This window comes from Nonlabens sp. (assembly GCF_965657255.1).
Taxonomy (GTDB): domain Bacteria; phylum Bacteroidota; class Bacteroidia; order Flavobacteriales; family Flavobacteriaceae; genus Nonlabens.
In genome coordinates, this window is record NZ_CBFHNM010000001.1 from 199,005 (window position 1) to 224,030 (window position 25,026).

Sequence of the window (25,026 nt, forward strand, 5' to 3'; positions counted from 1 at the left end):
CACCTCATAAGTAGCGTAATAAAGTTTAATTCCTTTTATTCTATTATAGTATAATAATTAATTAAATTGCCTCTATGAATTATTTATTATACTTTGATCCTGGTTTGGGCGCTATGATTGCGCAGGCAGCAATAGCAGCATTGGCCGGTTTTGTTTTATTCTACAAAACAGTAGTAGCGACCGTAAAAGGCTGGTTGGGTTTACGTAAAGCTAAAAAAGAAAGTAGCTTTGACAATAGCTATGATCAAAATTCTGATACTAAATAATGCGCAGGCATCCATCTTCATACAGAGATCCGTCTGGTTTTGTTTATCAAGAAAACGGTATTTTTTATAGACAAATCAATCCAGTTTATTTTAAAGAATATAAAGCCGCTACATCTTCTGGTGTGTATCAAAAACTCTTTGATAAAAAATGGTTGATACCGCATGAAGAATTAAGAAGTGATGAAGAAAAAATAATCATTCTTCCAGAGCAGTTAGATTTTGTTACTTATCCTTATGAATGGAGTTTCAATCAATACAAACATGCTGCGCAGCTCACGCTACGTATTCAGATCTTTCTGTTAGAAAATAATTTTTCATTAAAAGATGCTAGTGCATTTAATGTCACCTTTCACAAAGGAAAAGCTGTTTTTATAGACACTTTAAGTATTGAAAAGTATAAAGAAAATAATCCTTGGAGAGCATTGAAGCAATTTAATGAACACTTTTTTGGACCTTTATTACTGGCTCAAAAATATGGTGGTTCCTTTTTAAAAACGCTTCAACATTCTATTAATGGAATCGATTTGAGTGAAGTAAAGCGTCAACTACCATTTACTTCAAGGTTCCATCCTATTATTTACAGTCATATTCATTTATTATCAAAATCTGATGGAAAGAAACCAACAGAAAATAATGATGAGAAAAAAATAAGCCTTTCTAAAATCTCTCAAATCAAAATGCTTCAAGCCTTAGAACAGCATATTGATGCTATGGCTTCTAAGGAAAATACCGAGTGGTCTAGTTATTACAATCAGATCAATTATCAAGAGGCTTCTTTTCAAAACAAAAAGAAACTTATTAAGCTATGGTGCGCCGAGGTTGAGGCTACTAAAATTATCGATTTAGGAGGCAATGATGGCACTTTTGCTAAAGAATTACTAAATCAAGCTAGCCAGATAATAATTAGTGATATCGATCAACCAGCGATAGATCAATGCTACTTAAATCAATTAAAATCTAAAGAACAGCGACTGATACCAATTGTTTGTGACTTAATGCAACCATCTCCATCCATAGGTTTTCAAAACTCAGAGAGAGATTCTTTTACTTCTAGAGTAATTAGTTTTCAACCAGATTTGAGTATGGCTCTTGCACTTATTCACCATATCACATTGACCGGTAATGTTCCTTTTGAAATGAGCGCCAGTTACTTTTCAAAATTATCTCAATACCTCATTATAGAGTTTCCTGACCGCGACGACAGTTGGGTAAAATTTATACTGGATAGTAAAAGAGATGCGCGTCACTTGTTTGATGATTATTCTATTTCCGCTTTCGCGAAAGCATACCAACAGCACTTTAAGTTGATCAAATCAGAGAAAATAGAAGGAACTGAACGCACATTATTTCTGTTTAAGAGACATGAAGGATAAGATCGTTAAATACCTTTCTAGTGACAGACACTTATGGTGGACCGTTACTATACTACCAGGCGCTTATGCGATTGTTTATTTATACTTGAAAAATTATACAATAGTCAATTCGTGGCAACAGCTATTGAGTTTTATCGCTTGTTTTATTATCATTCCATCTGTTCTATTTTTAGGATTGGATTTATTTTTCAAAAAAAAATATCCAGCTAAAAGAATACAGTTGTACTGGTCCTATTTGCTCATTAATTTTTCTATTATCTTTTCCTTATCCATCTATTTAGGGTGGCGATGGAAAGCTTTGGTCTTATTTGGAGTATTGACCATTATCGCTTCTATTTTCATTGCAAAACATTACAAAAAGATCGTATTACTGTTAAGTTTGATGCTGGTTATTGCCATAGGACAATTACTGTTTTTTATACTCACTACGGTAGTACCTGGCAATGACTGGATAGAAAATGCTCCATTTGAATCTTACACTTTTAAAAAGAAACCAAATATATATTTGATTCAACCAGACGGTTTTGTTGGCAAGCCGGCTGCAACGAATTCTATATACCAATTAGACAATTCAGATTTTTATGATTCATTAGAACATGAAGGATTTCAATTTAATCATGACTTTAGAAGTAATTATTCTAGCACCTTAGCTTCTAATAGTGTATTATTTACCGGACAACATCACTATTTACCAACAGCTTCATCTACTACCGAACTTATGGATGCTCGCGATATCATTTTAGGTGATAATCCAGTATTAAGGACTTTAAAAAAGAATGGTTACCAGACGAATCTAATTTTACAGCATTCCTATTTAATGCTCAATTATCCAGAGGTTATTTATGACACAAATAACGTAAAGTCCACTGATCTATCTCCGTTATTACCCAACTATTACCTTGATAAAGATTACCAAGGTGATTTTGAAAAACAGCTTTCTATAAGTATAGGTAGTGATCAACCCCAGTTTTATTTTATAGAAATACTACATCCTGGTCATATTTCATATAGTAAAGATGGTGAGGAAGCAATAGAAAGCGAAAGAATAAAATATACGGAAGAAGTTAAAAATATTATTCCTAAACTGATTGATATGACAAGATTAATATCATCAAAAGATCCAGAAGCGATAATTATTTTAGCTTCAGATCATGGTGGTTTTGCTGGATTTACTCATACCGGACAGGCATACTCGAATGTTATAAAAAGTAATGAATTAAAACAAAGTGTTTTTAGCTCTTTACTAAGCATAAAAGCTCCTAAAGAATTCAAATCATATCAATCAAATATTAAAAGCACCGTAGCTGTATTTCCAACGTTATTTGACTACTTAGTAGATAAACCAGTTTTAGACCAACATGATATTGATCATTCTAGTTACTTATTTTTAAAATCTAAAGAGTATCTAGGACTTTATAAATATTTTGACAGTGATGGTATTCCTGTGAGTGAAAAAGTGATATTACCGTAGTAAGCTCATTTCTATTTCTGAAACCTCTGTCACTATAAGGATAAGGCTGCAGAAAATAAACAATTCTTGAATCATATCAATGTATCTTCCTGCTCTATAAAAATCAAAATTGAATCTTTATGAAAACACATCAATTTTTTAGAAGATATCGTTATAGCAGTGATATATTATGTAAACAAAAAAAGGTCTTCATTTCTGAAGACCTTTGTGGAGTCGGAGCGACAGATTTCGAACTTTTTGAATGAGGATATTGGATTAATTATTTGTAAATCAATTAATAATAGAATTTGGAATTTATTATAACTAAACGCTCAATATGTTAAACCCTTATTAGAGTATTAGTTGTCTTACTATGTTATCAATTATTTTGCTTTCGCGAAAGCGGATATTCAAGGATGACTTCAGAAACAACAAGCATCTTTCAATAATTACTATTTATGATATTGCCCTGAAGTTAAGAAGTAATAGGCATCTATAAAAAAGCCAATCATTTTATAGTGATTGGCTTACAATTAATCCACCGTCTTAGGGAAAATATTATTGCTCAGATAGACTAATTCAATTCCTTTCAAAAGTGAGATTGTCTGTTCCTCCATTACCACCACTTATATCTATAAGAATGATTTGAGTAGCGCTATTGGATACCACATCCCAGTCATCGTTTAAATCTTCAAAATCATTGGAATCAGGTACAGGGAAGAAAATGTTGAAATCTATATCATCATCGTCATTGCTGTCATCGCTGCTACCGATACTATCATCAGTGACTGACCAAGTGCCATTTAGTGTATTAGCTCCATTGGTAGCTATTAAATTCCCATCTGTATTAAAGGTGAAGTCATAGCCGTTAAAATCTGCAGTTTCATCTACTCCTGAGTCTACAAAATTGGTGATGCGCCAGGTTCCAGAAGTAGCCTGTACCTCAATTTGAGCAATTTGCTGACTATTGTCACTCATTGCATCATCATCACTAGAACAAGTCGAAGACATAAGTGAAAAGCTTAAAAGAAGCAGTAAACCGATATAAAATTGATTTTTCATAATTGTAATATTTTAGGTAGTAATAATTTTTAAGTTATGGACTTTAGAACCTTTTGTTAGGATTCTAGCAATCGCTTTCAAATTCTAATTCATCTTCTCCAAATCTTAGTTCGAACTCGGCTTCTCCTGCTTCTCTTTCAATTTCATGTAAGTTCCAAGTGTTATTGAAGTCAGGCAAGCCTGTAATTGAAATGGTAACCATAATGTTATTTCCTGTTCCTGAAGCATTCCATGTTCCTGTGAAGGTATTTGCGTTTTCTATTACAGTAATAGTTCCATCACTATTAAAAGTAAATATATAATCGCTATAGTTATCTTCCAAATCCATGTCATTAAGTTCTAATCCATCTACTGTCCAGTCCATGCAGTCTGCAAATATGGCATCTAGGTCGCTTGTTGTACAATTATCGCAATCATCGTCATTATAGTCGTTATCATCATCTTCATCACAAGTATCTTCGGCTGTTTCAATCGCATTTTCTAGCTCTTGAATATTACTGATGGTTTGTGTAGTGCCGTCAGCAAGTATTATTGTAATAGGGAAGTTAATCGTAACTGCTGCATAGTCATCGAGGTCTTCGATAAAATTATACATTTCATTATCATTGTTAATGGTAATGGTGTTGATCAAGTCATTATTGGCATTAAAAACAGATGCAGTAATGGGATATTGAAAATCTATGCATTCAATATCATCATCAAATTGATTGTCACCATTGCAGTTAACAGCAAGTGCCGCCAGCTCAGAGTCATCATTAACAACTAGGGTTGAGAAGTCTGTAAGAATTACTGTTATAGGATAAGTAATGACAACAGTATCTACATCATCATCAAAAAGATCAAGTATGTCTTCGATGTTTTGATAACCGCTAGTATCAGTTATAGTAAGTGTTGTACCGTTTACGGTTACAGTTACTGGTAGTTGAATACTTAGACAACTAGCGTTATCTATAATATTATCAAAGGAACCATCGTTTAAAGAGGTTTTACTCATCAAGTTTGCAATTATAGAGTTTGCTGCTAGGGTTTCTTCCACTGGTGGATCTATGGTTAGATCATCTTCTGTTCTACAAGAGGTCATAACGAATAATAGACCGAGTAAAATAATTAATAGAGGCTTCATTGTTTTCATTGTTTTAGTAATTTAATTTTTGATTTTGATTTAGGTTATCTGTTCAATAGTGCATGCTCTAACTAGCTATGAAAAGACTGCCTTTATTATAAAACAACTCAAAAATAAAAAGTCCCAAACAATTTTGATTTTTTTATATACCTTTCGGCCATTCAAATTTCAAAACAGTCCTACTTGCCTACTTCATTACATAAAAATATTTGTGACAAAATACTCTTTTCCAAGCTTTATGAAAAGTATGCTCAAAGTTTAAGCAATATACTTTTATATAAATATGGATCTTTATTAAATCCATCAGATAAAGTCCAGGAAGCATTTATAAAATTATGGGAAAACTGCTCTAAAGTAGCTCCTGAGGCAGCCAAATCCTATTTATATACGACTTCAAATAATATGATGCTTAATGAAGTTAAACATCAAAAAGTAGTATTGAAATATCAAGAGGTACGTCCTAAGGATTATACTAATGAGTCTCCAGAATTTGTAATGCGTAAAAAAGAGTTTTTAGAACGTTTTGAAACTGCTTTATCCTCATTGAAAGAAGAAGAACGAGTTGCTTTTTTATTAAATAAAGTGGATGGTAAAACCCATCTACAAATAGCAGATTTTTTAGGAATTACTAAAAAGGTAGCAGAACATAGGATTTATGCTGCTTTTAACAAACTCAAAAGTCAACTGGAAGAACTGAAATAAAAATAATTATGGGAGAATTCCAACTTGAGTTGTTTTATTATTAGAACCGTATATCATGGATAAAGAATACTTAATAAAAAAATGGTTGGACGATGAGTTAACTGAAACTGAAGCAGAACAGTTCCGTGGGCTCGAAGAAGCTGGATTTTATGAAGAAATCCTTAAAGAGGCTAAAAGATTTAAAGGAGATGTTCAAGTGAAAGTAGGTTCTTTTGAAAGCTTGAATCAAAAAATAGTAGAGCGCAAATCACCTTCTGTAAACTGGCTAAAAGTAGTTTCAAGTATGGCAGCTGTTTTTTTGGTAGCTTTTTCTATTTATACTTTTATAGACCGAGATGAAATAAATACTTTTGCGACTTATTCAAGACAACAGGAAACCATAACGCTTCCAGATAATTCTATAGTTAACCTCAATGAGGCCTCGCAACTGGAGTATAATTTATCACAGTGGGACGATCAAAGAATCTTACAACTTCAAGGAGAAGCCTTCTTTGATGTAGAAAAAGGAAAACGCTTTGAAGTGAATACAGCCTTTGGTAAAGTAAGTGTGTTAGGGACAGAATTTAACGTATTATCAAGAGACGAAAGCTTTGAAGTTACTTGCTATGAAGGACTGGTAAGTGTTTCCTATAATAATAAAGAAGAGCAGTTGCCAGCAGGAACTCAATTAACAATTATAGCTGGTAAAGCTATAAAAACAGACGTCGTTATTGCGGCACCAGTATGGTTACATCAAAAAAGTATTTTTGAAAACGCTCCTTTACAAGATGTGTTTATGGAGTTAGGAAAACAATACGATATAGATGTCCAGTTTGAATATAACGGCAAGCAGCGTTTTACAGGAGTCTTTGAACATGACAATCTGGAAAATGCTTTAAAATCACTTACACAACCTTTTAATTTAACCTATAAAATTAATGATGATCAAAAGGTTGTCGTCATAAATGGTAAAGACTAATTCTTATATCATCTTTATTTTGGCACTCCTGAACTGCTTTTCATTATTTGGGCAAAAAAGCGGCAGTAAGGTGCCTTTGGAAATTGTTCTCAAGGAGATTACAAAAGAACATGCGGTCACTTTCAATTATGAGAGCACGCTGTTAAAAAATATTAAGGTAAAACTGTTACCTAAGGAATGGAGTTTAACTGTAAAACTTGACAACCTCTCTATTCAAACAGATCTGGTTTTTAATAAAATAAGTGAAACAGTCATCACTATTTCTCAGCCTAGTATTTTATGCGGCTATCTTTACGATCGTACCTCAGAGCAACCACTCTTAGGTGTTACCATTCAGGGAAGAGCCAGTTATACTACAAGTGATCAAAATGGTTATTTTGAGCTCAAAAGGCCTAATAGGAGTGATTTTATAAGCTTCAGTTTTATGGGATTGCAGACCATTAAAAGAGCTGTAAATTCATTTTCTACAAAAGAGTGTGAGACCATTTATATGACGGAGCAACTGGAAGTTATGAGTCCGTTAATAGTACAAGGTTATCTCGTGCGAGGAATCGATAAGAGAGCAGACTGGACTACTTCTATAGATTATAATAAATTCAGCCTTCTTCCTGGATTGATTGAGTCAGATGTTTTACAAACGGTGCAAGCATTGCCTAGTATCACCAGTGTGGACGAGACAGTCTCTAACATCAATATAAGAGGTGGATCTAATGATCAAAACTTGATACTTTGGGACGGAATTAAAATGTATCAAACAGGGCATTTTTTTGGTTTGATTTCTAGTTTTAATCCGCATATGACACAGCAATCTACTGTGATTAATAATGGAACTGATGTTTCTTTAACTGATGGAGTTTCAGGAACCATCCATATGCAAACAGATCAAGAAGTAGATAACACATTCAGTGGAGTCGTAGGAGTTAATTTTTTAAATGCTGAGGTATTTTCAAATATTCCTACTAGTGAGAAATCTTCCCTTCAAATAGCTTCTAGAAAATCACTCAATGATTTGTGGAGCACACCTACTTACACGGCTTACTTTGATAGAGTAACTCAATATACAGAGGCTCAAAATAACAGCGCTGAGGTGACTAACTCTGATCAAGGTTTTAATTTTAATGATGCCTCTTTAAGATGGCTGTATGAGTTATCTGATAAAGATGTGATAAGGCTTAATTTCATTACGATTAACAACGACTTGACCTTTAATGAAAGTGCTTTTTTTAACGGAGTTTCGCAGACCAGACAAAGCAGTGCCTCTCAAAACAGTATTGCAGCGGCCTTGAATTACAAAAGAGAATGGAACGAAGATTTTACCTCCGCGTTTACCATTACAGAGAGCAATTACAAATTACAAGCTATAAATGCCAATGTTTTATCTAATCAACGTTTTCTACAAGAAAACAGGGTGTCAGAAACCAATTTCAAGCTAGAAAATATACTGCAAAGTAACCTCTGGAAATTCAAGATGGGATATGATTTTACTGAATTAGAAGTTATTAATCTAAATGATATTGATTTACCCAGATTTGTGAGACGAGACGAAGAAGTACTTAGGGAACACGCCACTTATGGTCAAGCCTGGTATAGTAATACAAACCAGAACTTTTCGATTCGCGCAGGAATGCGAGTTAATTACATTACAAAATTTCAAAAAGTACTCTTAGAGCCTCGATTAAGCATCCGTAAATCTCTAAATGAAAATATAGAGCTAGAAGCAATGGGAGAATTCAAGCACCAGAACTCCTCGCAGATAGTCAACTTTCAAAACGATTTTTTAGGAATTGAAAAGAGAAGATGGCAACTTACTGATAATGATAGTGTTCCTATACTGCAGAGCAAGCAAGCATCTATAGCTGTTATGTTTAAAAAGAAAGGCTGGCTCATAGACGCAAAAGGATTTTATAAAAAAGTAGACGGAATTACTACACAAAGTCAAAGTTTCACCACAAAATATGAGTTTGAGAGAACTCAAGGTAGTTATGATGTTTATGGAGTTGAATTGCTACTTAGAAAACAATTTAAGAATATAAGCAGCTGGTTGAGTTATTCTTATTTGAATAATATCTATCGTTTTCAAGGTCTAGAAGAAGATCAATTTCCTAGTAATTTTGACATTACTCATTCCTTTACATTAGGAAGTACCTATAGCGAAGGTTTTTGGGACTTATCGGCTGGATTGAATTATAGAACTGGTACTCCTACATCCATACCGCTATTAGGTAATGAAGTGGTAGATGGGAATATAAATTTTGATCAGGCAAATAATCAACGGCTTCAAGCCTATTTAAGAATCGATGCCTCAGCAATGTACAAGTACCGTATTAATGATAGATTTAAATCAGAAATAGGAATATCAATGTGGAACATTTTGAACAGACAGAATGAAGTGAGCCACTTTTATAGATTGAATTCTAATAATGAACCTACGCAATTCACTAGGTATTCACTAGGTATTACTTCAAATTTAGTTTTTCGGTTATATTTTTAATCAAATAATAACTATACTAAAAAAGCCACATCCCAAAGGTGTGGCTTTTTTAATAATTGTGGGCGCTAAGGGATTCGAACCCCTGACCCCTTGGGTGTAAACCAAGTGCTCTGAACCAACTGAGCTAAGCGCCCGATATGTTATCGAATGGCTTTGAGAACTTTAATTAACGAATGTATTCCAAAGCGGTTGCAAATATACAACTGTTTTTACTTCTGCAAAGAGAAATTAAAATAAATTTTAAATAATTTCAGCAACAACAAATGTACTTCCTGTGATTAAAATTAAATCCTGCACTCCTGCTAACATTTGTGCATTCTTTAAAGCTTGATCTACTGAATCATAAGCACTATAATTTAAGTAACCTTGATCTAAAAAATCTGCAAGTACTTCAACCTCCATTCCTCTAGGAATATCTGGTCTAGAAATGTAGTAATGTGCTTTTTGAGGTAATAACCTAATAACACTCATCGCGTCTTTGTCACTTACCATTCCTAAAACGATGTGCAGCTTTTCATACACCTCATTTTGGACTTGTTTTATCACCTTTTTTATACCAGCAACGTTATGAGCCGTATCTGCTATGGTCTTAGGCTCGTTATCCAAAATTTGATACCTTCCTTGAAGGCCAGTAGTTTTTGCTACCTGTAAAAGCCCGTCTTTTATCATTTTATCAGTAATTTCAACTTGCTTGGATTCATTAAGCAGTGTGATCACTTTTACAGCAAGACGAGAATTAGCTTTTTGATAATCGCCTTTTAGATCTGTTGGTAAGCTTTCAGAACGCTGATCTATGAAATGGATTAAGGAATTTTTATTCTGCGCGCTTTCGCGAAAGCGAGACTTTAAAAAACTCCTTTGCTCTCCAATAACGACTGGAACATTTTCTTTTATAATACCTGCTTTCTCAAAAGCAATTTGAGAATAAGTATTTCCTAAAATGGCTGTGTGATCCTTATCAATATTTGTAATTGCAGCAATTACTGGAGTGATGATATTAGTAGAATCTAATCGACCACCTAGACCAGTTTCAATAACCGCTATATCCACTTGTTTTTCTTTAAAGTACTGAAAAGCCATACCTACGGTCATCTCAAAAAATGAAAGTCGATGATTTTCAAAGAAATCTTTATGATCCTCCACAAACTGAATTACAAATTTTTCAGAACACATTGTTCCATTGATCCTGATGCGTTCTCTAAAATCTTTAAGATGTGGTGACGTGTATAAACCTACCTTATATCCAGCCTCTTGTAATACACTTGCAATCATATGACTGGTAGAACCTTTTCCATTAGTTCCAGCGATATGAATAGTTTTGTAAAACCTATGAGGATTTCCTAAATGATTATCTAAATCAATAGTATTTTGTAAATCTGCTTTGTAGGCGACTTTTCCAGCTCTTTGATACATGGGTAGTTGTGAAAACAACCAGTCTAGGGTTTCTGTATAATTAAGCAATTACTCTCCTACTTTAAAAATCACTTCAACAAATCCTATTTGAATATCTTTTGCTTTGGGTGCTGCACTAAATTTATAAGTCAGTGCGCTTTGTTGAGCAGCTGTTAGTAAGCATGCCGCACGATTAGTTGTACCTCGTTTACCTGGCGTCGCCTTAACTACTTTACCACTTCTATTTACTTGAATTTCAACAATGACTTTTCCTGTTTCAAAACAATCTGGCGCTACTCCTCTTCCCGCTACTTTACCACGACCATTTAAACCATATCCTTTCCCACCTTGACCAGTTCCTGGTGCGCCAAAATAGGTATTTGCATAAGGATCGCCATTAATATCACCTTTATTACCTGGTCCATCTCCTGGACCTTGACCAGTACTAGTTTCACCATCCACAGCCTTTGCTCCAGTTACACTGTTCAACGCATCTAAAACAGAAGAATCTGGCTTAGGATCCGGCTTAGGCTCCACTGGTTTTGTAACTGGTTTAGGATCTGGTTTTGATTTAGGTTTTACTTCTGGATCTGAAACAACACTAGGCGCTTCTGTCTGATCTTGAGTCACTATATTTTCAACTTCTGGAGTGTCTGGCTTATTTACCGGCTCTGGAGCAGTTTCAGGAGCTACTTTGGTAGGTTTTGCAGGTTCAATTGGACCAGAGCCTACAGCCGTGTTTCCAAAATTAATGGCAATCCCTGCTTCTTCTGGTGGTTCAATCACGTTAATTATGGAGACAAATCTAAACACAAGAACAAGTATGATAATAAGTAGGATACTGATTCCTGCAGATATTTTTTGTTCTTTTGTCTTCAAGTAACTCATGACTAATTATTTTTAACAGCTAATACAACCTGAACCTTATTTCTATTTGCAATATCCATTACTTTAACGGTATGTCCTACGGCGGCATTTTCGTCAGATCGCAGCATAATAGTCGGCTTATCTTTTCCTTCTAACACTGACAAGATTCTACTTTCTAGATCTTCTTCTGTTGCTTGTGTTGCATCTACATAAAAAACACCGTCTTTTGAAATACTCACGGTTACTTTCCCTTGCTTTTGTGTTTTTCCACCAGCACTAGGCAACATTAAGTCGAGCGCCTCTGGCGTTATGGACGGAGATGTGAGCAAAAAGAATACCAATAGTAAAAAAACAATGTCTGTCATAGACGACATAGAGAATTCTGGGCTTACTTTATTTCTACCTCTTAAATTCATAATTACGCAGGTTCATTTAAAAGATCCAAAAAGTCTGATGCATTTTCTTCCATCTGGTGCACCACTTTATCTGTTTTCACCACTAGATGGTTGTAACCTATATAAGCAACGATACCTACAATAAGTCCAGCAACTGTTGTTATCATTGCGGTATAAATACCACCGGCTAGATTACCCATGTCTGCACTACCACCAGCATCTGCTAATGTTTTAAACGCAATTACCATTCCTATTACTGTTCCTAAAAATCCAATCATAGGCGCAGCACCAGCTATAGTTGCTAGCATACTAACGTTTTTCTCTAATTTATAAACCTCTAATTTACCAGCGTTTTCAATAGCGCTATTGATGTCTTCTAGTGGAGATCCTATACGACTTATACCTTTTTCTGTAAGACGGGCTACAGGAGAATCTTCTTTTGCACAAAGCATTTTTGCACTGTCTAAACGACCATTAGAAATGTGATCTTTAATTTGAAGCATAAAGTTGCTATCAATCTTTGAACTTGCTCTGATTTTCATCAAACGTTCAAAGTAAATGTAAAGCGCAAAAAACAATAAAAGGATCAATACTCCTATTATAACCGTTCCAGATGGACCACCTGCTGTTATTAGACCTAGTAAAGATTCAGATTCTTCATTTACAAGAGGCACTGCCTCTGTAGTAATCTCTGCGGTTTCTTGAAAAAGTAGACTCATTTAGGATATTATTAATATGGTTGTTAACGCAGTTCATTAACGTTTCATTGTCTTGAACTGTGAAATTGGTTTTAGTTTTTCCGCTTTCGCGAAAGCGAGATCACTACAATCTCTTACAATAATACGAGTTTCTTACAAGAAATAATAAACACAGCCTAAACCTACTAAAGTCAACACAATTGTATAAGGCAAGGCCATCTTTACCATCTTACCATAAGAAAGATTAATTAAAGGGGCTAATGCTGAAGTCAATAAAAACAAGAAAGCCGCCTGACCGTTAGGTGTTGCAACACTAGGTAAATTAGTACCTGTATTAATTGCAACAGCCAGATGTTCATACTGTTCTCTTGTAATAGTGCCAGCCTCATAAGCATTGCTTACTTCGTTAATATATACGGTTGCCACAAATACGTTATCAGATATCATACTTAAGAAACCATTTGCTAGATAGAAAATCGATGGCTGACTAGCCGGATCTTGCTCTAACGCCCATGCAATAATAGGCGCAAATAAATGCTGATCATGAATCATGGCTACAATTACAAAAAATACAACTAACAATCCTGTAAAAGGAAGCGCCTCTTCAAAGGCCTTTCCCAGACTGTGTTCATCTGTGATTCCCATAAAAGCTGTTTGGATAACTATTAATCCCAATCCGATAAATCCTACTGGTGCAACGTGCAAAGCAAGACCTGCAATAAGTAGTATGGCAGATATCCCTTGAACTACTAATGCATATTTCTCTTTCTCTGTGCGTTCTTCATCCCTTTTCTCCATCCAGCCTTCTATGATGGTTCGTACGACTGGAGGCATCTTTTGACCAAAACCAAATGTCTTAGTGGTTTCTAAGAAAATTGTAGTTAAAACACCTGCCACTAAAACAGGCATGGTTACCACTGTCATAACCTTGAAGAATTCGATGAAATCCCAACCCAATTTTGAGCCTATGAGTAAATTTTGAGGTTCACCAACTATAGTACAAACTCCACCTAATGCGGTACCAACTACACCGTGCATCACAAGGCTGCGTAAAAAAGAACGAAATTGTTCTAAAGTTTCACCACTAAGTTGTTTTCTATCCAATGTATTATCTTGGTCTAGATCTAGATCGCTAGAATGTATTTTATGGTAAACATTATAAAACCCAATTCCCACGCTTATTAAAACAGCAGTCACTGTTAACGCGTCTAGAAAGGCTGATAAAACAGCACAAATAAGCAAGAATACGAGTGATAAAGCTAATTTTGATTTAATCTTTGTAAATAGTTTAACAAAAATATACATCAATAAAGGTTTCATGAAATAAATTCCTGCGACCATAAAAACTAATAGAAGTATCACTTCTAAGTTCTGAGCAACCTCTGCATAAACACCTCCTAAAACATGATTCCCAGCCTCATCATATATAAATTCATGCGTATCATGATCTCTTGCATACATAGGATGTGTTAATCCTAATGCAAGAGCTTGAATAGCTAATAACCCACCAGATTGTAGTGGATAACATTTTAATGCCATGGCTAGACAGAAGATAAATTCACCTATAAAAATCCAACCCATTACGATACCTGGTAGAGTAAAGAAACCGATAACATTAAAGATTAGAAAAGCGATCATGGTTAACTTGAACCATTTAGGGCTGTTACCTAAGAAGTATTTCATTATACTAGTTGTTTAAGTGCTATTTCAAATGCAGTAGAACTGATTTGTTTTTTTGAACTGTTGTTATTAAATGTATTTTGAATTGCATTGCGTATGGTCATGCTTGTATCGTTAAAAATGGCCTCATCAGTCATTTGAACACGACGTTCCATAAAGTAAGCAAAAACACGTGCCATACCACAATTAGATATGAAGTCTGGGATAAGACTTACTTGCTCGTCTGTATGCTCCATAATAGATCCAAAGAATATCTCTTTATCAGCAAAAGGTACGTTTGCACCACAAGAGATCACTTCTAATCCAGAAGAAATCATAGAGCTTATTTGGTCTTTAGAAATTAATCGAGATGCTGCACAAGGAGCAAAAATCTCTGTCTGGATTTTCCAAATGCGATCATTTACTTCCTCAAAAGGTATTAATTCTTTAGCGCGTAACGTATTACCGTCTTTATTTAGAAATAATTCTGTTATTTCTTCATGAGAAAAACCATCTTCATTGATCAATCCTCCAACGCGATCAATAATACCTACTACTTTTGCACCCATTTGCGAAAGGTAAAATGCAGCAGCACTTCCTACGTTACCAAAACCTTGCACCACAGCGCGCTTTCCTTTTACATCACCACCATAGATGTCGTAAAAATGTTTTATGGCCTCTGCCACGCCATAACCAGTAATCATATCGGCTACTGTGTATTTTCTAGAGACGTCTGGAGAAAATATTGGGTTTTCAATTACCTTAATTACACCTTGTCGCAATTGACCTATACGATTGATTTTATCAGCTTCTGTAGGAGAAAAGTGCCCATTAAACACACCTTCTTGTGGATGCCACACACCGCAATCTTCAGTCATAGGGATCACTTCGTGTATTTCATCTACATTCAAATCTCCTCCAGTACCATAATAGCTTTTTAACAAAGGAGAGACCGCTTTATACCATCTTTCTAGAACTCCTTTTTTGCGAGGATCTTGAGGATCAAAATTAATTCCCGATTTTGCTCCACCTATTGCTGGACCAGAAACAGTGAATTTGATTTCCATTGTTTTTGCTAGAGAAAGCACTTCATTTTTATCAAGGCCTTTTCTCATTCTAGTACCACCACCAGCTGCACCACCACGTAAACTATTAATTACCGTCCAGCCTTCGGCATCTGTCTCTGGATCATTCCAGTGAAAAACTATTTCTGGCTGGGCATTTTCATAACGTTTAAGAAGTTCCTTCATAATACTAGGTTAGTTTGCACAAATATAATATAGCTGGAATAGGAAATCTATTTTTTTAGAATTTCTTAAGGTACATATATAAAGCCACTAGAATGATCCTTACTTGCCCCAGTTACACTAGCAAGACAATTATTCTCATTGCGCAACCTTAAAACCCCTAAAAAAGCAAAAATTAATGCTTCTTTATTTTCTACTAATAGTTGTTCAGGCACAATGATTTCAACATCAGAATGATTACGTATAGCATCTATTAAATACGTATTAAAAGCTCCACCGCCTGTGACTAGTAAAGTTTTATGACTATCCAGTTGTTCAGCAATTTGAATGGCAACATGTTCTGTAAATGTTGCTAGGGCATCTTTAGGGTTATGAATTTCTTCTAAAATGTGGAAAATGTTTTCGTTTACCCATTCCATTCCTAAAGATCTAGGAGGCTTGTTGGAGTAAAAATCAAGGTTATTGAGTTGTTTAAGTTGCGTGGTATGTATTGTTCCCGCTTTCGCGAAAGCGCCACCTTCATCATACTCTTTACCTAATTTCAAGGCATAATGGTTGAGAACGACATTAACTGGACATATATCATAGGCAATTCTCTGAAAACTATGCTCATAGCTAATATTTGCAAAGCCGCCTAAATTTAAGCAATAGTCATAATCACCAAATAACAACCGATCTCCTATAGGAACTAAAGGCGCTCCTTGACCATTGAATTGAACATCTTGAATTCTAAAATCGCAAACAACGCGTTGTTTTATCAGCTTTGCTAATTTTGGCAAATTACCTATTTGCAAAGTTAACTTATCTTGAGGTTGGTGAAAAATCGTATGACCATGTGAACAAACAGCGAGTAGATCATCAATACGATATGTATTAATAAAGGTATTGATCGTCTCTGCCAAGTAACTGGTATATTGATTATTAAATTCAATAATTTCTTTATCATTAAAACCAATTGCGTTAGACAACTTTTCTTTTATGAAATTAGGATAATGAATGGTTTGTGCCACATGAATTTGAAAGCTCCATTGCTCTTTCCGAACTAAGGTAACATGAGCGATGTCAATGCCATCTAATGATGTACCAGACATGATTCCTAAAACGTTATAGTACTGATGATTCATAAGTTAAAGGTATTGAAAATGAACTAGAATAGCATTAAATTTGCAAAACGATAAAATAACTAAAAAAATACTAGAATTAATGGATTTTGGCTTAACAGAAGAGCATCTAATGATAAGAGATGCAGCGAGAGATTTTGCAAAAACGGAACTTTTACCTGGCGTGATAGAAAGAGACAATCTTCAAAAGTTTCCAACGGAGCAAGTTAAGAAGATGGGAGAACTAGGTTTTCTAGGTATGATGGCAAGTCCGAAATATGGCGGTGGCGGCATGGATACTATTTCTTATGTTTTAGTGATGGAAGAATTATCCAAAATTGATGCAAGTTCTTCAGTTATTGTTTCTGTAAATAACTCTCTTGTATGTTGGGGATTAGACACATATGGTAATGAAGCACAAAAAGAAAAGTACTTAACTAAACTAACCACTGGTGAGTCTATCGGTGCTTTTTGTTTATCAGAGCCTGAAGCAGGAAGTGACGCGACTTCTCAAAAAACTACTGCTATTGATAAAGGTGACCATTACGTTCTAAACGGCACAAAAAATTGGATAACAAATGGAAATAGCGCTGACTATTATCTAGTAATAGCACAAACAGATAAGGAAAAGAAACACAAAGGAATCAATGCTTTTATAGTTGAGAAAGGATGGGATGGTTTTGAAATAGGCGTTAAAGAGGATAAGTTGGGTATACGCGGTAGTGATACACATTCTTTACATTTTAATGATGTAAAGGTCCCTAAAGAGAATAGAATAGGTGAAGATGGATTTGGTTTCAAATTTGCAATGAAAACACTTTCTGGCGGACGAATAGGTATTGCTGCGCAAGCGTTAGGTATTGCTTCAGGAGCCTATGAATTGGCAAGAGATTATTCTAAAGTAAGAAAAGCTTTTGGCACAGAGATTTGCAACCATCAAGCAATTGCCTTTAAACTTGCCGACATGCATACTAATATTACAGCGGCTCGTCACTTAGTAATGCAAAGTGCTTGGGATAAAGACCAAGGTAGAAACTATGATATGAGTGGCGCAATGGCTAAATTATATGCTTCAAAAGTAGCAATGGATACCACCGTTGAAGCTGTTCAAGTTTTTGGAGGTAATGGATTTGTGAAAGAGTATCACGTTGAACGATTAATGAGAGACGCTAAAATCACTCAAATTTATGAAGGTACTAGCGAGATTCAAAAAATAGTGATCTCCCGAGGATTATTGAAAGATTAAATACAAATTAAATTAATTATCAAAAGAGCTGCAAAAATTTGCAGCTCTTTTCTTTTGTAACCAATTTTAAGGTTTATTTTTAAACTATGAAAATATTAGTTACAGGAGGATTAGGTTATATAGGATCACACGTCGTTGTAGAATTACAAGAACTAGGTTATAAGGTTATTATCATCGATAACTTATCAAATAGTTCAATTGACGTCTTAGAAAATATAAAATCAATTACAGGAGTTAGGCCAGGATTTGAAAAAATAGATGTTAGAGAAAAAGAATCCTTATCGTCATTTTTCAAAAAAAATAGAAATATTGATGGAATCATACATTTTGCTGCATCTAAAGCAGTGGGAGAAAGTGTTCAAGATCCATTATCATATTATGAGAACAACGTTAACGCTTTAGTTTACTTGATGCAAAATATACAAGATCAAAAAATGAGTTTGATCTTCAGCTCTTCGTGCACTGTATATGGTCAAGCTGATGAACTTCCTATAACAGAAACCGCTCCAATTAAACCGGCTGAATCTCCATATGGAAACACTAAACAAATAGGTGAAGAAATTATTTGCGATACTTGCAAGGTAAAACCCAACCTCAAGGCAATAGCTCTTAGGTATTTTAACCCAATTGGCGCACATAGTAGCTCGCTAATAGGAGAATTACCAATTGGCATACCTCAAAACCTTGTTCCATATGTAACACAAACAGCAATTGGTTTAAGAAAAGAACTATCTGTTTATGGCAACAATTACCCTACAAAAGACGGAACTGCAATCAGGGACTACATACATGTTGTCGACCTTGCAAGAGCACATGTTGCTGCATTACAAAGACTAATAAGTAATGAAGCTACAGAAAATTACGAAGTATACAATGTTGGTACTGGAAAAGGTTCTAGTGTTTTAGATGTTATAAAAACTTTCGAGGAAGTCAATAAAAATAAATTGAACTACAAAATAGTAGAAAGACGACCTGGGGATGTCACCGCTGCATACGCAGATACAACAAAGATCAAGAAAACACTTGGATGGAAATCAGAATACACATTAGCTGAAGCTTTGTATAGCTCTTGGGAATGGCAGAAAAGTACTATCAAATAAAACTACAATTAACTATTGAAGGTTTTTAAAATAATATCGGTCAATCAAAAATCAATAAAGGATAAGAGGTTGAAAAGCAAGACTGTTAAATAAAATAAGAATCTAGTACTACAACTCCATTTAATGACTATCTTAAAATAACATCAATAAAGTGGTAGAAACATTTTCTACAAACTTTGGCAGAAAAAATATCATTTACAAAAAATGGTAGTGTAAATTAAACTCTGTCTGACATTTATTTTTTCGTTTCAAAATGAGTCGAAACTTGTTTTAGACTTGTTTTGGAATGCGATCTAGCGTCATCGACTCGTGTTGCTTGATTGCGATTAATATCTAAATCAATACGATCTTCAAATCTAATGTAAAATTGCTGTATGATCAAGCTCCACTGCAACCTACGAGAGTATGACCTGAAAAATGATTCATTTCGAACTACAAGAATCAATTCAATATTTAAAGCAATTTCAGTTATATCAACAGATCCAGATGAAAATAAAAATGGGATTCTCCATAAAAAAAATGAAGAATCCCTTAGTGTAGACACGGAGCGACAGAGTTCGAACTTTTTGAAAGAAGATATTGAAGTAATTAACTCATTTTAAGCACTAAACATTTAATCGAATATAATTCATAAATTATCAAAAAAAAAGACCTTTAGATTTTAATCATTTGTTTTAGTTATTTCTGAATAAAAGATAACATCAAGTAAAATAAGTTCTGTTTTATTTCAGATAATATTCTAATTAAAAACGTTTTAATAATTACCGTAATTATACTGAATATGGTAATTTTGAACATGTTGTTAAAAACACATCGTTCTTTTAAATACAAGGCTTAATACAATTTTAGTGATAGTCCTTATGGGATGCTCCTAAATAATAGACATGGATCTGTCGATAGCGACGCGTATCGCTATGGCTTCCAAGGTCAAGAGCGTGATGATGAAGTTAAAGGTGAAGGGAATAGTTATAATTATACCTTTAGAATGCATGATCCTAGGTTGGGTAGGTTTTTTGCGGTGGATCCAATAGATCATAAATACCCATATTATACTCCATACCAATTTAGTGGAAATAAGGTTATACATGCAAGGGAACTAGAAGGTTTGGAAGAGGAAATTATGATCACTAGTCCTTACGTAAGAGATAAAATTCAAGAATACCTTTCTTGCGGAGATATCGTGAGCGCTATTGGAGCGGCTAGGAATGCCTACATGTGGCAAAACGAAGGTCAAATTAAACATGCTCAAAAGTCATTTAAAGTCAATGGTCAAACTGTAGGTCAACCATCTTCAATAGTTACTAATTCTCATGAACTTGAAACTAAAGGTTTTGACGTACGTAGTTATAACAATGAAGGTGAAATCATTTATTTGTTTGGTGGAAGTGTAACTGTTAGAGATATACCTACCGATATAAATGAAGATGATGAAGCTTGGTATGAACCTCCGATCAAATGGGTAAATAGTTTATTTGAACCTGGAAATGCGAATGATACTAGTTCTTCAAATTCTGATCAGGGAGGAATTACTTTTACTGTACGTACTCACGATCCTAGGCTAGGAGGAAATAGAACGACAGGACAGCCAGATCAAGTGATAGATATTACAGAATTATATGAAGTAGCGAGCGGACAAGCAGGTTCAGCTGCTACCATGTCGAGAATTTTAAATGGTCTTTATGCTGCTAATAAATCGATTGGAGCGGCGAAAGCTGCTGATGAAGCTAATGATCATAATAAAGTGGAAGAAGTAAAAGATGTTGAGCGTCGGATTGCACAAAAAGATGCAACTGCAAGGAAAAACCTTCAGGGAAATTGGACAGTTGTTATAAAGGATACAAGTTTTCAAGATACTCCTCAAAATAATAAGGCTGTTGAAAAGTTGCATCAGGAAAGAATGGATAAAGCGATTGAGAGAGCTAAAAAAGACTAAAAAATAAAATATATGAATAGTAGATATGATTTAATCATTTTAGGTATTATTTGTTTACTAATGATTCGTTGTAAAACAGATGATAGCATTAAAGAAGCTAATACCGTAAATCAATTTTATGATAATTTTGAAATTATTAATCAAGTCAGAGATTCCGTATTTCAAAATAAAAAGTATCATAATGTTTTAAAATTCAAAAGCTTTAAGGATAGTATTGCGAATGCTGAAGGCATTTCCAATTCAAAAGTAACTAATAATGTTTTCTTATTTCTTTATACATTTGAACCTTTTGAAGATATACCAGATAAAATTGCTGACTATAATGAAGACGATAGTTCAATTTTTATACCGCAAAATGATTCTATTTTTTATGATTATTCTTTTAAAAGAAAAGGTTGGAATAAAAAAGTTTTGATATTACTCGATCAAGTATATTTATATAATCAAAAGGGAAAAATTCGAAGGATAGAAAAATACGCAATTAAAATTGATAGTGTTTATGTTAAATAAATCTCTCCACGTCGCGCTCGTCTGTGACGAGAGTGAATAAGCAATAGCGTTTGAAACGCTTGAGTAAGAGTTTAATGATGATATAGTGACAAATAAGCCACCTGTTATGGGTGGTTTTTCCCTCACCTCTTATCCTCTCCAGTGCAACCTACGAGGGCATTTTGAAATAGAGTGTTCCATATAAGGACATCTTTGATATTTAGGTAGTTAGGAAATGTTTTGTGATTTGTTTAGATGGACAGTAAATCAATTTGATTGTTTCCCAGTTACCTATTAACAGATGTTTTATATTCTGATTTGTTCTCCTATTTTCACCCCATGCATCAAAATAGAAAATCATGGGATACCGCAGTCAAACATATTACAAGAAATGGACTCTTAAGAGATCTATTATCTCATGAGCAAATAGCTAGTATTCCTCGATCTAATATAGCTCGATGGAAACAAGAATCTGAAGACAAATATCAACTCTGTGAGATTAATAAAATTTTACAAGAAGAGATTGAGTTAATCAAGCGTATCAACCAATCATCTAGGATTAAAAAGATCAATGAAAGCTATTTCAAACTAGCTGATACTTTTCATCAAATCATTTCTGAAGTAAAAGGTGTCAAGTCGGTTATCAAAACTCAAAAAGAGCTTATCGTTAATACAATTGAACAAGTTGGGGAAAGTGTTTCTATCAATTAAGCCCTAAAGGTTTTTAACATCTCTAGAAGTACTTTTGAGAATTATAAATCTATTGTCATTCATCAATGCGAACCATCCTATTTTAACTGGTGTGTAAGTAGGTTTTCTAATCAACTTTTATCTACTGAAGTAAATACTTTTAAAAAATACATGACCCATGTTGATTATAAGTTCTGGTCTAAGTCTTCTGTGTATTTAAAAGCACTACGTAATAAAGAATTAAAATGTAGCATTTCTACTTTCTATAAATATTGCAGACTACTTGGTTTTGAAAATCGACCACAAAAGAGAAAATCAGATAACTATAAGCCATTAATTACATCAAAACCCAACCAAGTTTAGTGTACTGATGTAACTATCTTTAAAACGCCTGATAATAGGAAACATTACATTCACTTTTTAATGGATCATTATTCTAAGATGATATTAGGTTACAGAATTGAAAATACCAGCTCTGCCCTAGCTATAAAATCTATGATTCAAAATGCTTGTGAAGAATATCTACCTGATCAATTACAATTTCTAACCGACGGTGGAACTGAAAATGTAAACCATACGGTCTCTGGTTTTATTGAAATGAGCGATATTCCAATAGATCATGTCATTGCTCAAAAGGATGTTATTTTTTCTAACTCTACCATTGAGGCTTTGAACAAAGTTATTAAACATCAATTTCTATTTCATAAAGGAATCGATTCTCGAGAGAAACTCGTTACTTCCCTTCATGAAGTAGTCGCCGCATACAACACCTCTAGACCTCAAATGAACCTAGGTGGTAATACCCCTATTGAAACTTATCAAGGAAAACCTATAGAGCTTTCTCAATATACTACTGAACTCAATCTACAAAAAGCTCTAAGAGTAGTAGAAAATAGAAAAAACGCATGTGGCTTATGTCATTAAATCAATAACTCCTTAAGAAAAGATAAAAGGAAAGTATTTTAAAACTTCCCTTTTATAGATTTCTATAAGTACAATTAGTTAAATCTATAACTAACTCTATTTGAACACGATCCCTTATAAGGAACACTCTATTTCAAAATACCCTCGTAGGTTGCAGTGCTCATCATACTGCTTTTCGCGTTGGTGTTGCTTATAAAAAGTAATCGCTTCAATGAACTGTAAATAATGGCTATTGGTTCTTCTTGGTTTGAACACACTTTGCGGTAGTTCCAGATGCTCGGCAAAGGGATTGATGACCTTGATGGGTTTGAGTACTCTTTGGATATTTTGAAGGATTTCTTTGGCTTCGAGCTGTTCTTGTTCGTTGAGTTTTCCTGCGCTTAAAAACCGCTGGTATTGCATGATTCTTTTGTCTTGGGTTTCGCTTTCGTCTATGTAGAGTAGGAAAGAACGATTGCTATTATCTTCATAAATACTTTCTTGTGTCGTGCAACCGGCAACGCTTACTGGTCCTTCTACGGTTAAATGGATGGTTTTAGTAGTTCCTTTTCGGTCTTTATGAACTACTGTTTTTGTAATGCGCTTTTTGGATTGTAATTCTCTTAACGGATACAACACCGATTCTGCACCGTCCAGATCTTCTATCAAAATAAGTTTGTGTTGGAGTTCGGTGCGGTTGAAGTAGTAAAAGGCATTTGCTGATAGTACCGTGATTTCTACTTTATCTTCCTGCGGTATCAGTTCTGCAACTTTGGATTGTAAATGTGTTTTCCCAACTCCTGAACTTCCTAAACTAATACAATGCAGCGGATTATTAGTTTTTCTACTCGTGAAAATCAAGTACATTAAAAGTCTGTTATTGATTTCTCCGATTACCCCACTTTTACCGATTAAATCGTTGGTGCCTTCTAACAGATTCTTTTGTTTTAAAAACTTGATGGCTTCTTTTTGCTCGGTTACGCTTAGGGTTTTACTAAATGGTTTTTGATTTTCTGTTTGTTTCTCTGTAAGTGCAAAGCGGTAGTTTTCTAGTTCTCTTGTGAGTTCTTGCAGCGTGCTTCTAGTTACACTTGTTCCTATTTCTAGTCGCTCGGCACATTTTCTAACGAGTTTTTCTACTTGGTTGTCGTTGTATAGGTCGATGGACTGACGTAAAACGTTGAGAACGTTTTTGCCTTGCTTTAGTTTTTCTATGCTTAGTGTTACTCGCAGGCTTTCTAACTTATTTAACTGTAAACCGCCTAAAATGTGTAATTCTAGTTGTTTTGTTTGAATTCGTAATTGTTGGGGTTGGAAGTGTCGAGTGTTGCCATATCTATAGTGTGCCAATATTATACACAGCAAATATACTTTTAATGTTCTTTTAAGACAACATAATTAAGTCAATTAATCACATGTTGTTAAAATAGTATTCATTTTGACTACTTTTGTAATGATTATTTAAATTATGAATGTAGGTATCAACATAAGAACACTAAGAGAGCAACGTAATATCAAACAGCAAGAAATAGCTGATTTAATAGGCATGCATCGCTCTAATTACAGTAAGATCGAAAACGGACAACGTGAGATTTCTGTGAGTGCTTTGGATAAAGTTGCTCGCTTTTTTAATACAACTATAGATCAGTTAGTGCATCTTGATGGAGACTTGCCTACAGAAGTAGAAATTGAGGATAAAACTACCTTAGAACAGCTTAAATTGATTCAAGAACTGGATGAAGAGGAACGCTCCATGATTTTTAAAATGATTGATTCCTTTCTCACTAAAAAGAAGTTCAAAGACTTCTTTAATAAAAACGTCGCTGCCCTTTAAAACACAAAAAACCACCCATAACAGGTGGCTTATTTGTTACTATATCAT

Annotated in this window: 22 protein-coding genes, 1 tRNA gene and 1 pseudogene; 13 read left to right on the top strand and 11 right to left on the bottom strand. The window is 34.4% G+C overall.

Translation table 11 applies throughout. From position 1 onward, the window contains the following. Positions 1-74: 74 nt before the first annotated feature. Genes ACTF54_RS00955 through ACTF54_RS00965 form a run of 3 tightly spaced genes read left to right on the top strand, consistent with a single transcriptional unit; the run spans position 75 to position 3,110 of the window. Positions 75-266, top strand: a complete 192-nt coding sequence (locus ACTF54_RS00955) for a hypothetical protein (protein ID WP_347197621.1) — start codon at positions 75-77, stop codon at positions 264-266. Next, positions 266-1,639 carry a class I SAM-dependent methyltransferase gene (locus ACTF54_RS00960; protein WP_347197622.1) on the top strand — a complete coding sequence of 458 codons (1,374 nt, stop codon included), beginning with the start codon at positions 266-268 and terminating at the stop codon, positions 1,637-1,639. The genes ACTF54_RS00955 and ACTF54_RS00960 overlap by 1 nt, the downstream gene beginning before the upstream one ends. Next, positions 1,629-3,110 carry a hypothetical protein gene (locus tag ACTF54_RS00965; protein ID WP_347197623.1) on the top strand — a complete coding sequence of 494 codons (1,482 nt, stop codon included), beginning with the start codon at positions 1,629-1,631 and terminating at the stop codon, positions 3,108-3,110. Before ACTF54_RS00960 ends, ACTF54_RS00965 begins: the two co-directional genes overlap by 11 nt. Positions 3,111-3,668: 558 nt before the next feature. Here the strand turns inward: ACTF54_RS00965 and ACTF54_RS00970 are convergent. Both ACTF54_RS00970 and ACTF54_RS00975 read right to left on the bottom strand, forming a co-directional pair. After that, the gene (locus ACTF54_RS00970) at positions 3,669-4,151 is read right to left on the bottom strand and encodes a hypothetical protein (RefSeq protein WP_438968524.1); all 483 of its coding nucleotides are present in this window, start codon (positions 4,149-4,151) and stop codon (positions 3,669-3,671) included. A 64-nt stretch (positions 4,152-4,215) separates the two neighbouring features. After that, entirely contained in the window at positions 4,216-5,274 is a 1,059-nt protein-coding gene (locus ACTF54_RS00975) for a hypothetical protein (RefSeq protein WP_347197625.1), read from the bottom strand. 183 nt (positions 5,275-5,457) lie between these two features. Between ACTF54_RS00975 and ACTF54_RS00980 the strand changes: the two genes are divergently transcribed. The 3 genes from ACTF54_RS00980 to ACTF54_RS00990 all read left to right on the top strand — a co-directional run bounded on the left by ACTF54_RS00980 (position 5,458) and on the right by ACTF54_RS00990 (position 9,425). After that, positions 5,458-5,976, top strand: a complete 519-nt coding sequence (locus ACTF54_RS00980) for an RNA polymerase sigma factor (RefSeq protein ID WP_347197626.1) — start codon at positions 5,458-5,460, stop codon at positions 5,974-5,976. Between the two features lie 55 nt (positions 5,977-6,031). Then, entirely contained in the window at positions 6,032-6,934 is a 903-nt protein-coding gene (locus ACTF54_RS00985; RefSeq protein ID WP_438968525.1) for a FecR family protein, read from the top strand. 76 nt (positions 6,935-7,010) lie between these two features. After that, entirely contained in the window at positions 7,011-9,425 is a 2,415-nt protein-coding gene (locus tag ACTF54_RS00990; RefSeq protein ID WP_438968526.1) for a TonB-dependent receptor, read from the top strand. 59 nt (positions 9,426-9,484) lie between these two features. Here the strand turns inward: ACTF54_RS00990 and ACTF54_RS00995 are convergent. From ACTF54_RS00995 to ACTF54_RS01030, 8 genes are all read right to left on the bottom strand, one after another. Next, positions 9,485-9,559 (bottom strand) — tRNA-Val (locus ACTF54_RS00995). A gap of 106 nt (positions 9,560-9,665) precedes the next feature. Further along, positions 9,666-10,838 (bottom strand): bifunctional folylpolyglutamate synthase/dihydrofolate synthase, encoded by a 1,173-nt coding sequence (locus ACTF54_RS01000; protein WP_347197649.1) that lies wholly within the window; start codon positions 10,836-10,838, stop codon positions 9,666-9,668. Positions 10,839-10,886: 48 nt separating this feature from the next. After that, on the bottom strand, positions 10,887-11,705 hold the full coding sequence (locus tag ACTF54_RS01005; protein WP_438968527.1) for a hypothetical protein: 819 nt from the start codon (positions 11,703-11,705) through the stop codon (positions 10,887-10,889). A 2-nt stretch (positions 11,706-11,707) separates the two neighbouring features. Next, a complete protein-coding gene (locus tag ACTF54_RS01010) occupies positions 11,708-12,100 on the bottom strand; it encodes an ExbD/TolR family protein (protein WP_347197630.1) in 393 nt (130 codons plus the stop codon). 2 nt (positions 12,101-12,102) lie between these two features. Further along, complete coding sequence (locus tag ACTF54_RS01015) at positions 12,103-12,798, bottom strand: MotA/TolQ/ExbB proton channel family protein (RefSeq protein ID WP_347197631.1); 696 nt, start codon at positions 12,796-12,798, stop codon at positions 12,103-12,105. Between the two features lie 132 nt (positions 12,799-12,930). After that, positions 12,931-14,460 carry a Na(+)/H(+) antiporter NhaB gene (locus ACTF54_RS01020; RefSeq protein WP_347197632.1) on the bottom strand — a complete coding sequence of 510 codons (1,530 nt, stop codon included), beginning with the start codon at positions 14,458-14,460 and terminating at the stop codon, positions 12,931-12,933. Further along, on the bottom strand, positions 14,460-15,686 hold the full coding sequence (locus ACTF54_RS01025; RefSeq protein ID WP_347197633.1) for a Glu/Leu/Phe/Val dehydrogenase dimerization domain-containing protein: 1,227 nt from the start codon (positions 15,684-15,686) through the stop codon (positions 14,460-14,462). Before ACTF54_RS01025 ends, ACTF54_RS01020 begins: the two co-directional genes overlap by 1 nt. Before the next feature lie 65 nt (positions 15,687-15,751). Next, on the bottom strand, positions 15,752-16,807 hold the full coding sequence (locus ACTF54_RS01030) for an anhydro-N-acetylmuramic acid kinase (protein WP_438968528.1): 1,056 nt from the start codon (positions 16,805-16,807) through the stop codon (positions 15,752-15,754). A 79-nt stretch (positions 16,808-16,886) separates the two neighbouring features. On the opposite strand from ACTF54_RS01030, the gene ACTF54_RS01035 reads away from it, so the two are divergent. The 6 genes and pseudogenes from ACTF54_RS01035 to ACTF54_RS01060 form a co-directional block, all read left to right on the top strand. After that, positions 16,887-18,029: an acyl-CoA dehydrogenase gene (locus ACTF54_RS01035; RefSeq protein ID WP_347197635.1), complete on the top strand. Its 1,143-nt coding sequence runs from the start codon at positions 16,887-16,889 to the stop codon at positions 18,027-18,029. 86 nt (positions 18,030-18,115) lie between these two features. Further along, entirely contained in the window at positions 18,116-19,129 is a 1,014-nt protein-coding gene (gene galE, locus ACTF54_RS01040; RefSeq protein ID WP_347197636.1) for a UDP-glucose 4-epimerase GalE, read from the top strand. Positions 19,130-19,994: 865 nt separating this feature from the next. After that, a complete protein-coding gene (locus ACTF54_RS01045; protein WP_438968529.1) occupies positions 19,995-21,062 on the top strand; it encodes an RHS repeat-associated core domain-containing protein in 1,068 nt (355 codons plus the stop codon). A 12-nt stretch (positions 21,063-21,074) separates the two neighbouring features. Further along, a complete protein-coding gene (locus ACTF54_RS01050) occupies positions 21,075-21,572 on the top strand; it encodes a hypothetical protein (protein WP_438968530.1) in 498 nt (165 codons plus the stop codon). Positions 21,573-21,890: 318 nt separating this feature from the next. Continuing rightward, positions 21,891-22,262 (top strand): hypothetical protein, encoded by a 372-nt coding sequence (locus ACTF54_RS01055; RefSeq protein ID WP_438968531.1) that lies wholly within the window; start codon positions 21,891-21,893, stop codon positions 22,260-22,262. Between the two features lie 354 nt (positions 22,263-22,616). Then, a pseudogene (locus tag ACTF54_RS01060) lies at positions 22,617-23,165 on the top strand (DDE-type integrase/transposase/recombinase); the annotation flags it as partial. 114 nt (positions 23,166-23,279) lie between these two features. Here the strand turns inward: ACTF54_RS01060 and ACTF54_RS01065 are convergent. Further along, on the bottom strand, positions 23,280-24,494 hold the full coding sequence (locus ACTF54_RS01065) for a hypothetical protein (RefSeq protein WP_438968532.1): 1,215 nt from the start codon (positions 24,492-24,494) through the stop codon (positions 23,280-23,282). Positions 24,495-24,612: 118 nt separating this feature from the next. On the opposite strand from ACTF54_RS01065, the gene ACTF54_RS01070 reads away from it, so the two are divergent. Then, positions 24,613-24,978, top strand: a complete 366-nt coding sequence (locus tag ACTF54_RS01070) for a helix-turn-helix domain-containing protein (protein ID WP_438968533.1) — start codon at positions 24,613-24,615, stop codon at positions 24,976-24,978. Positions 24,979-25,026: the final 48 nt, after the last annotated feature.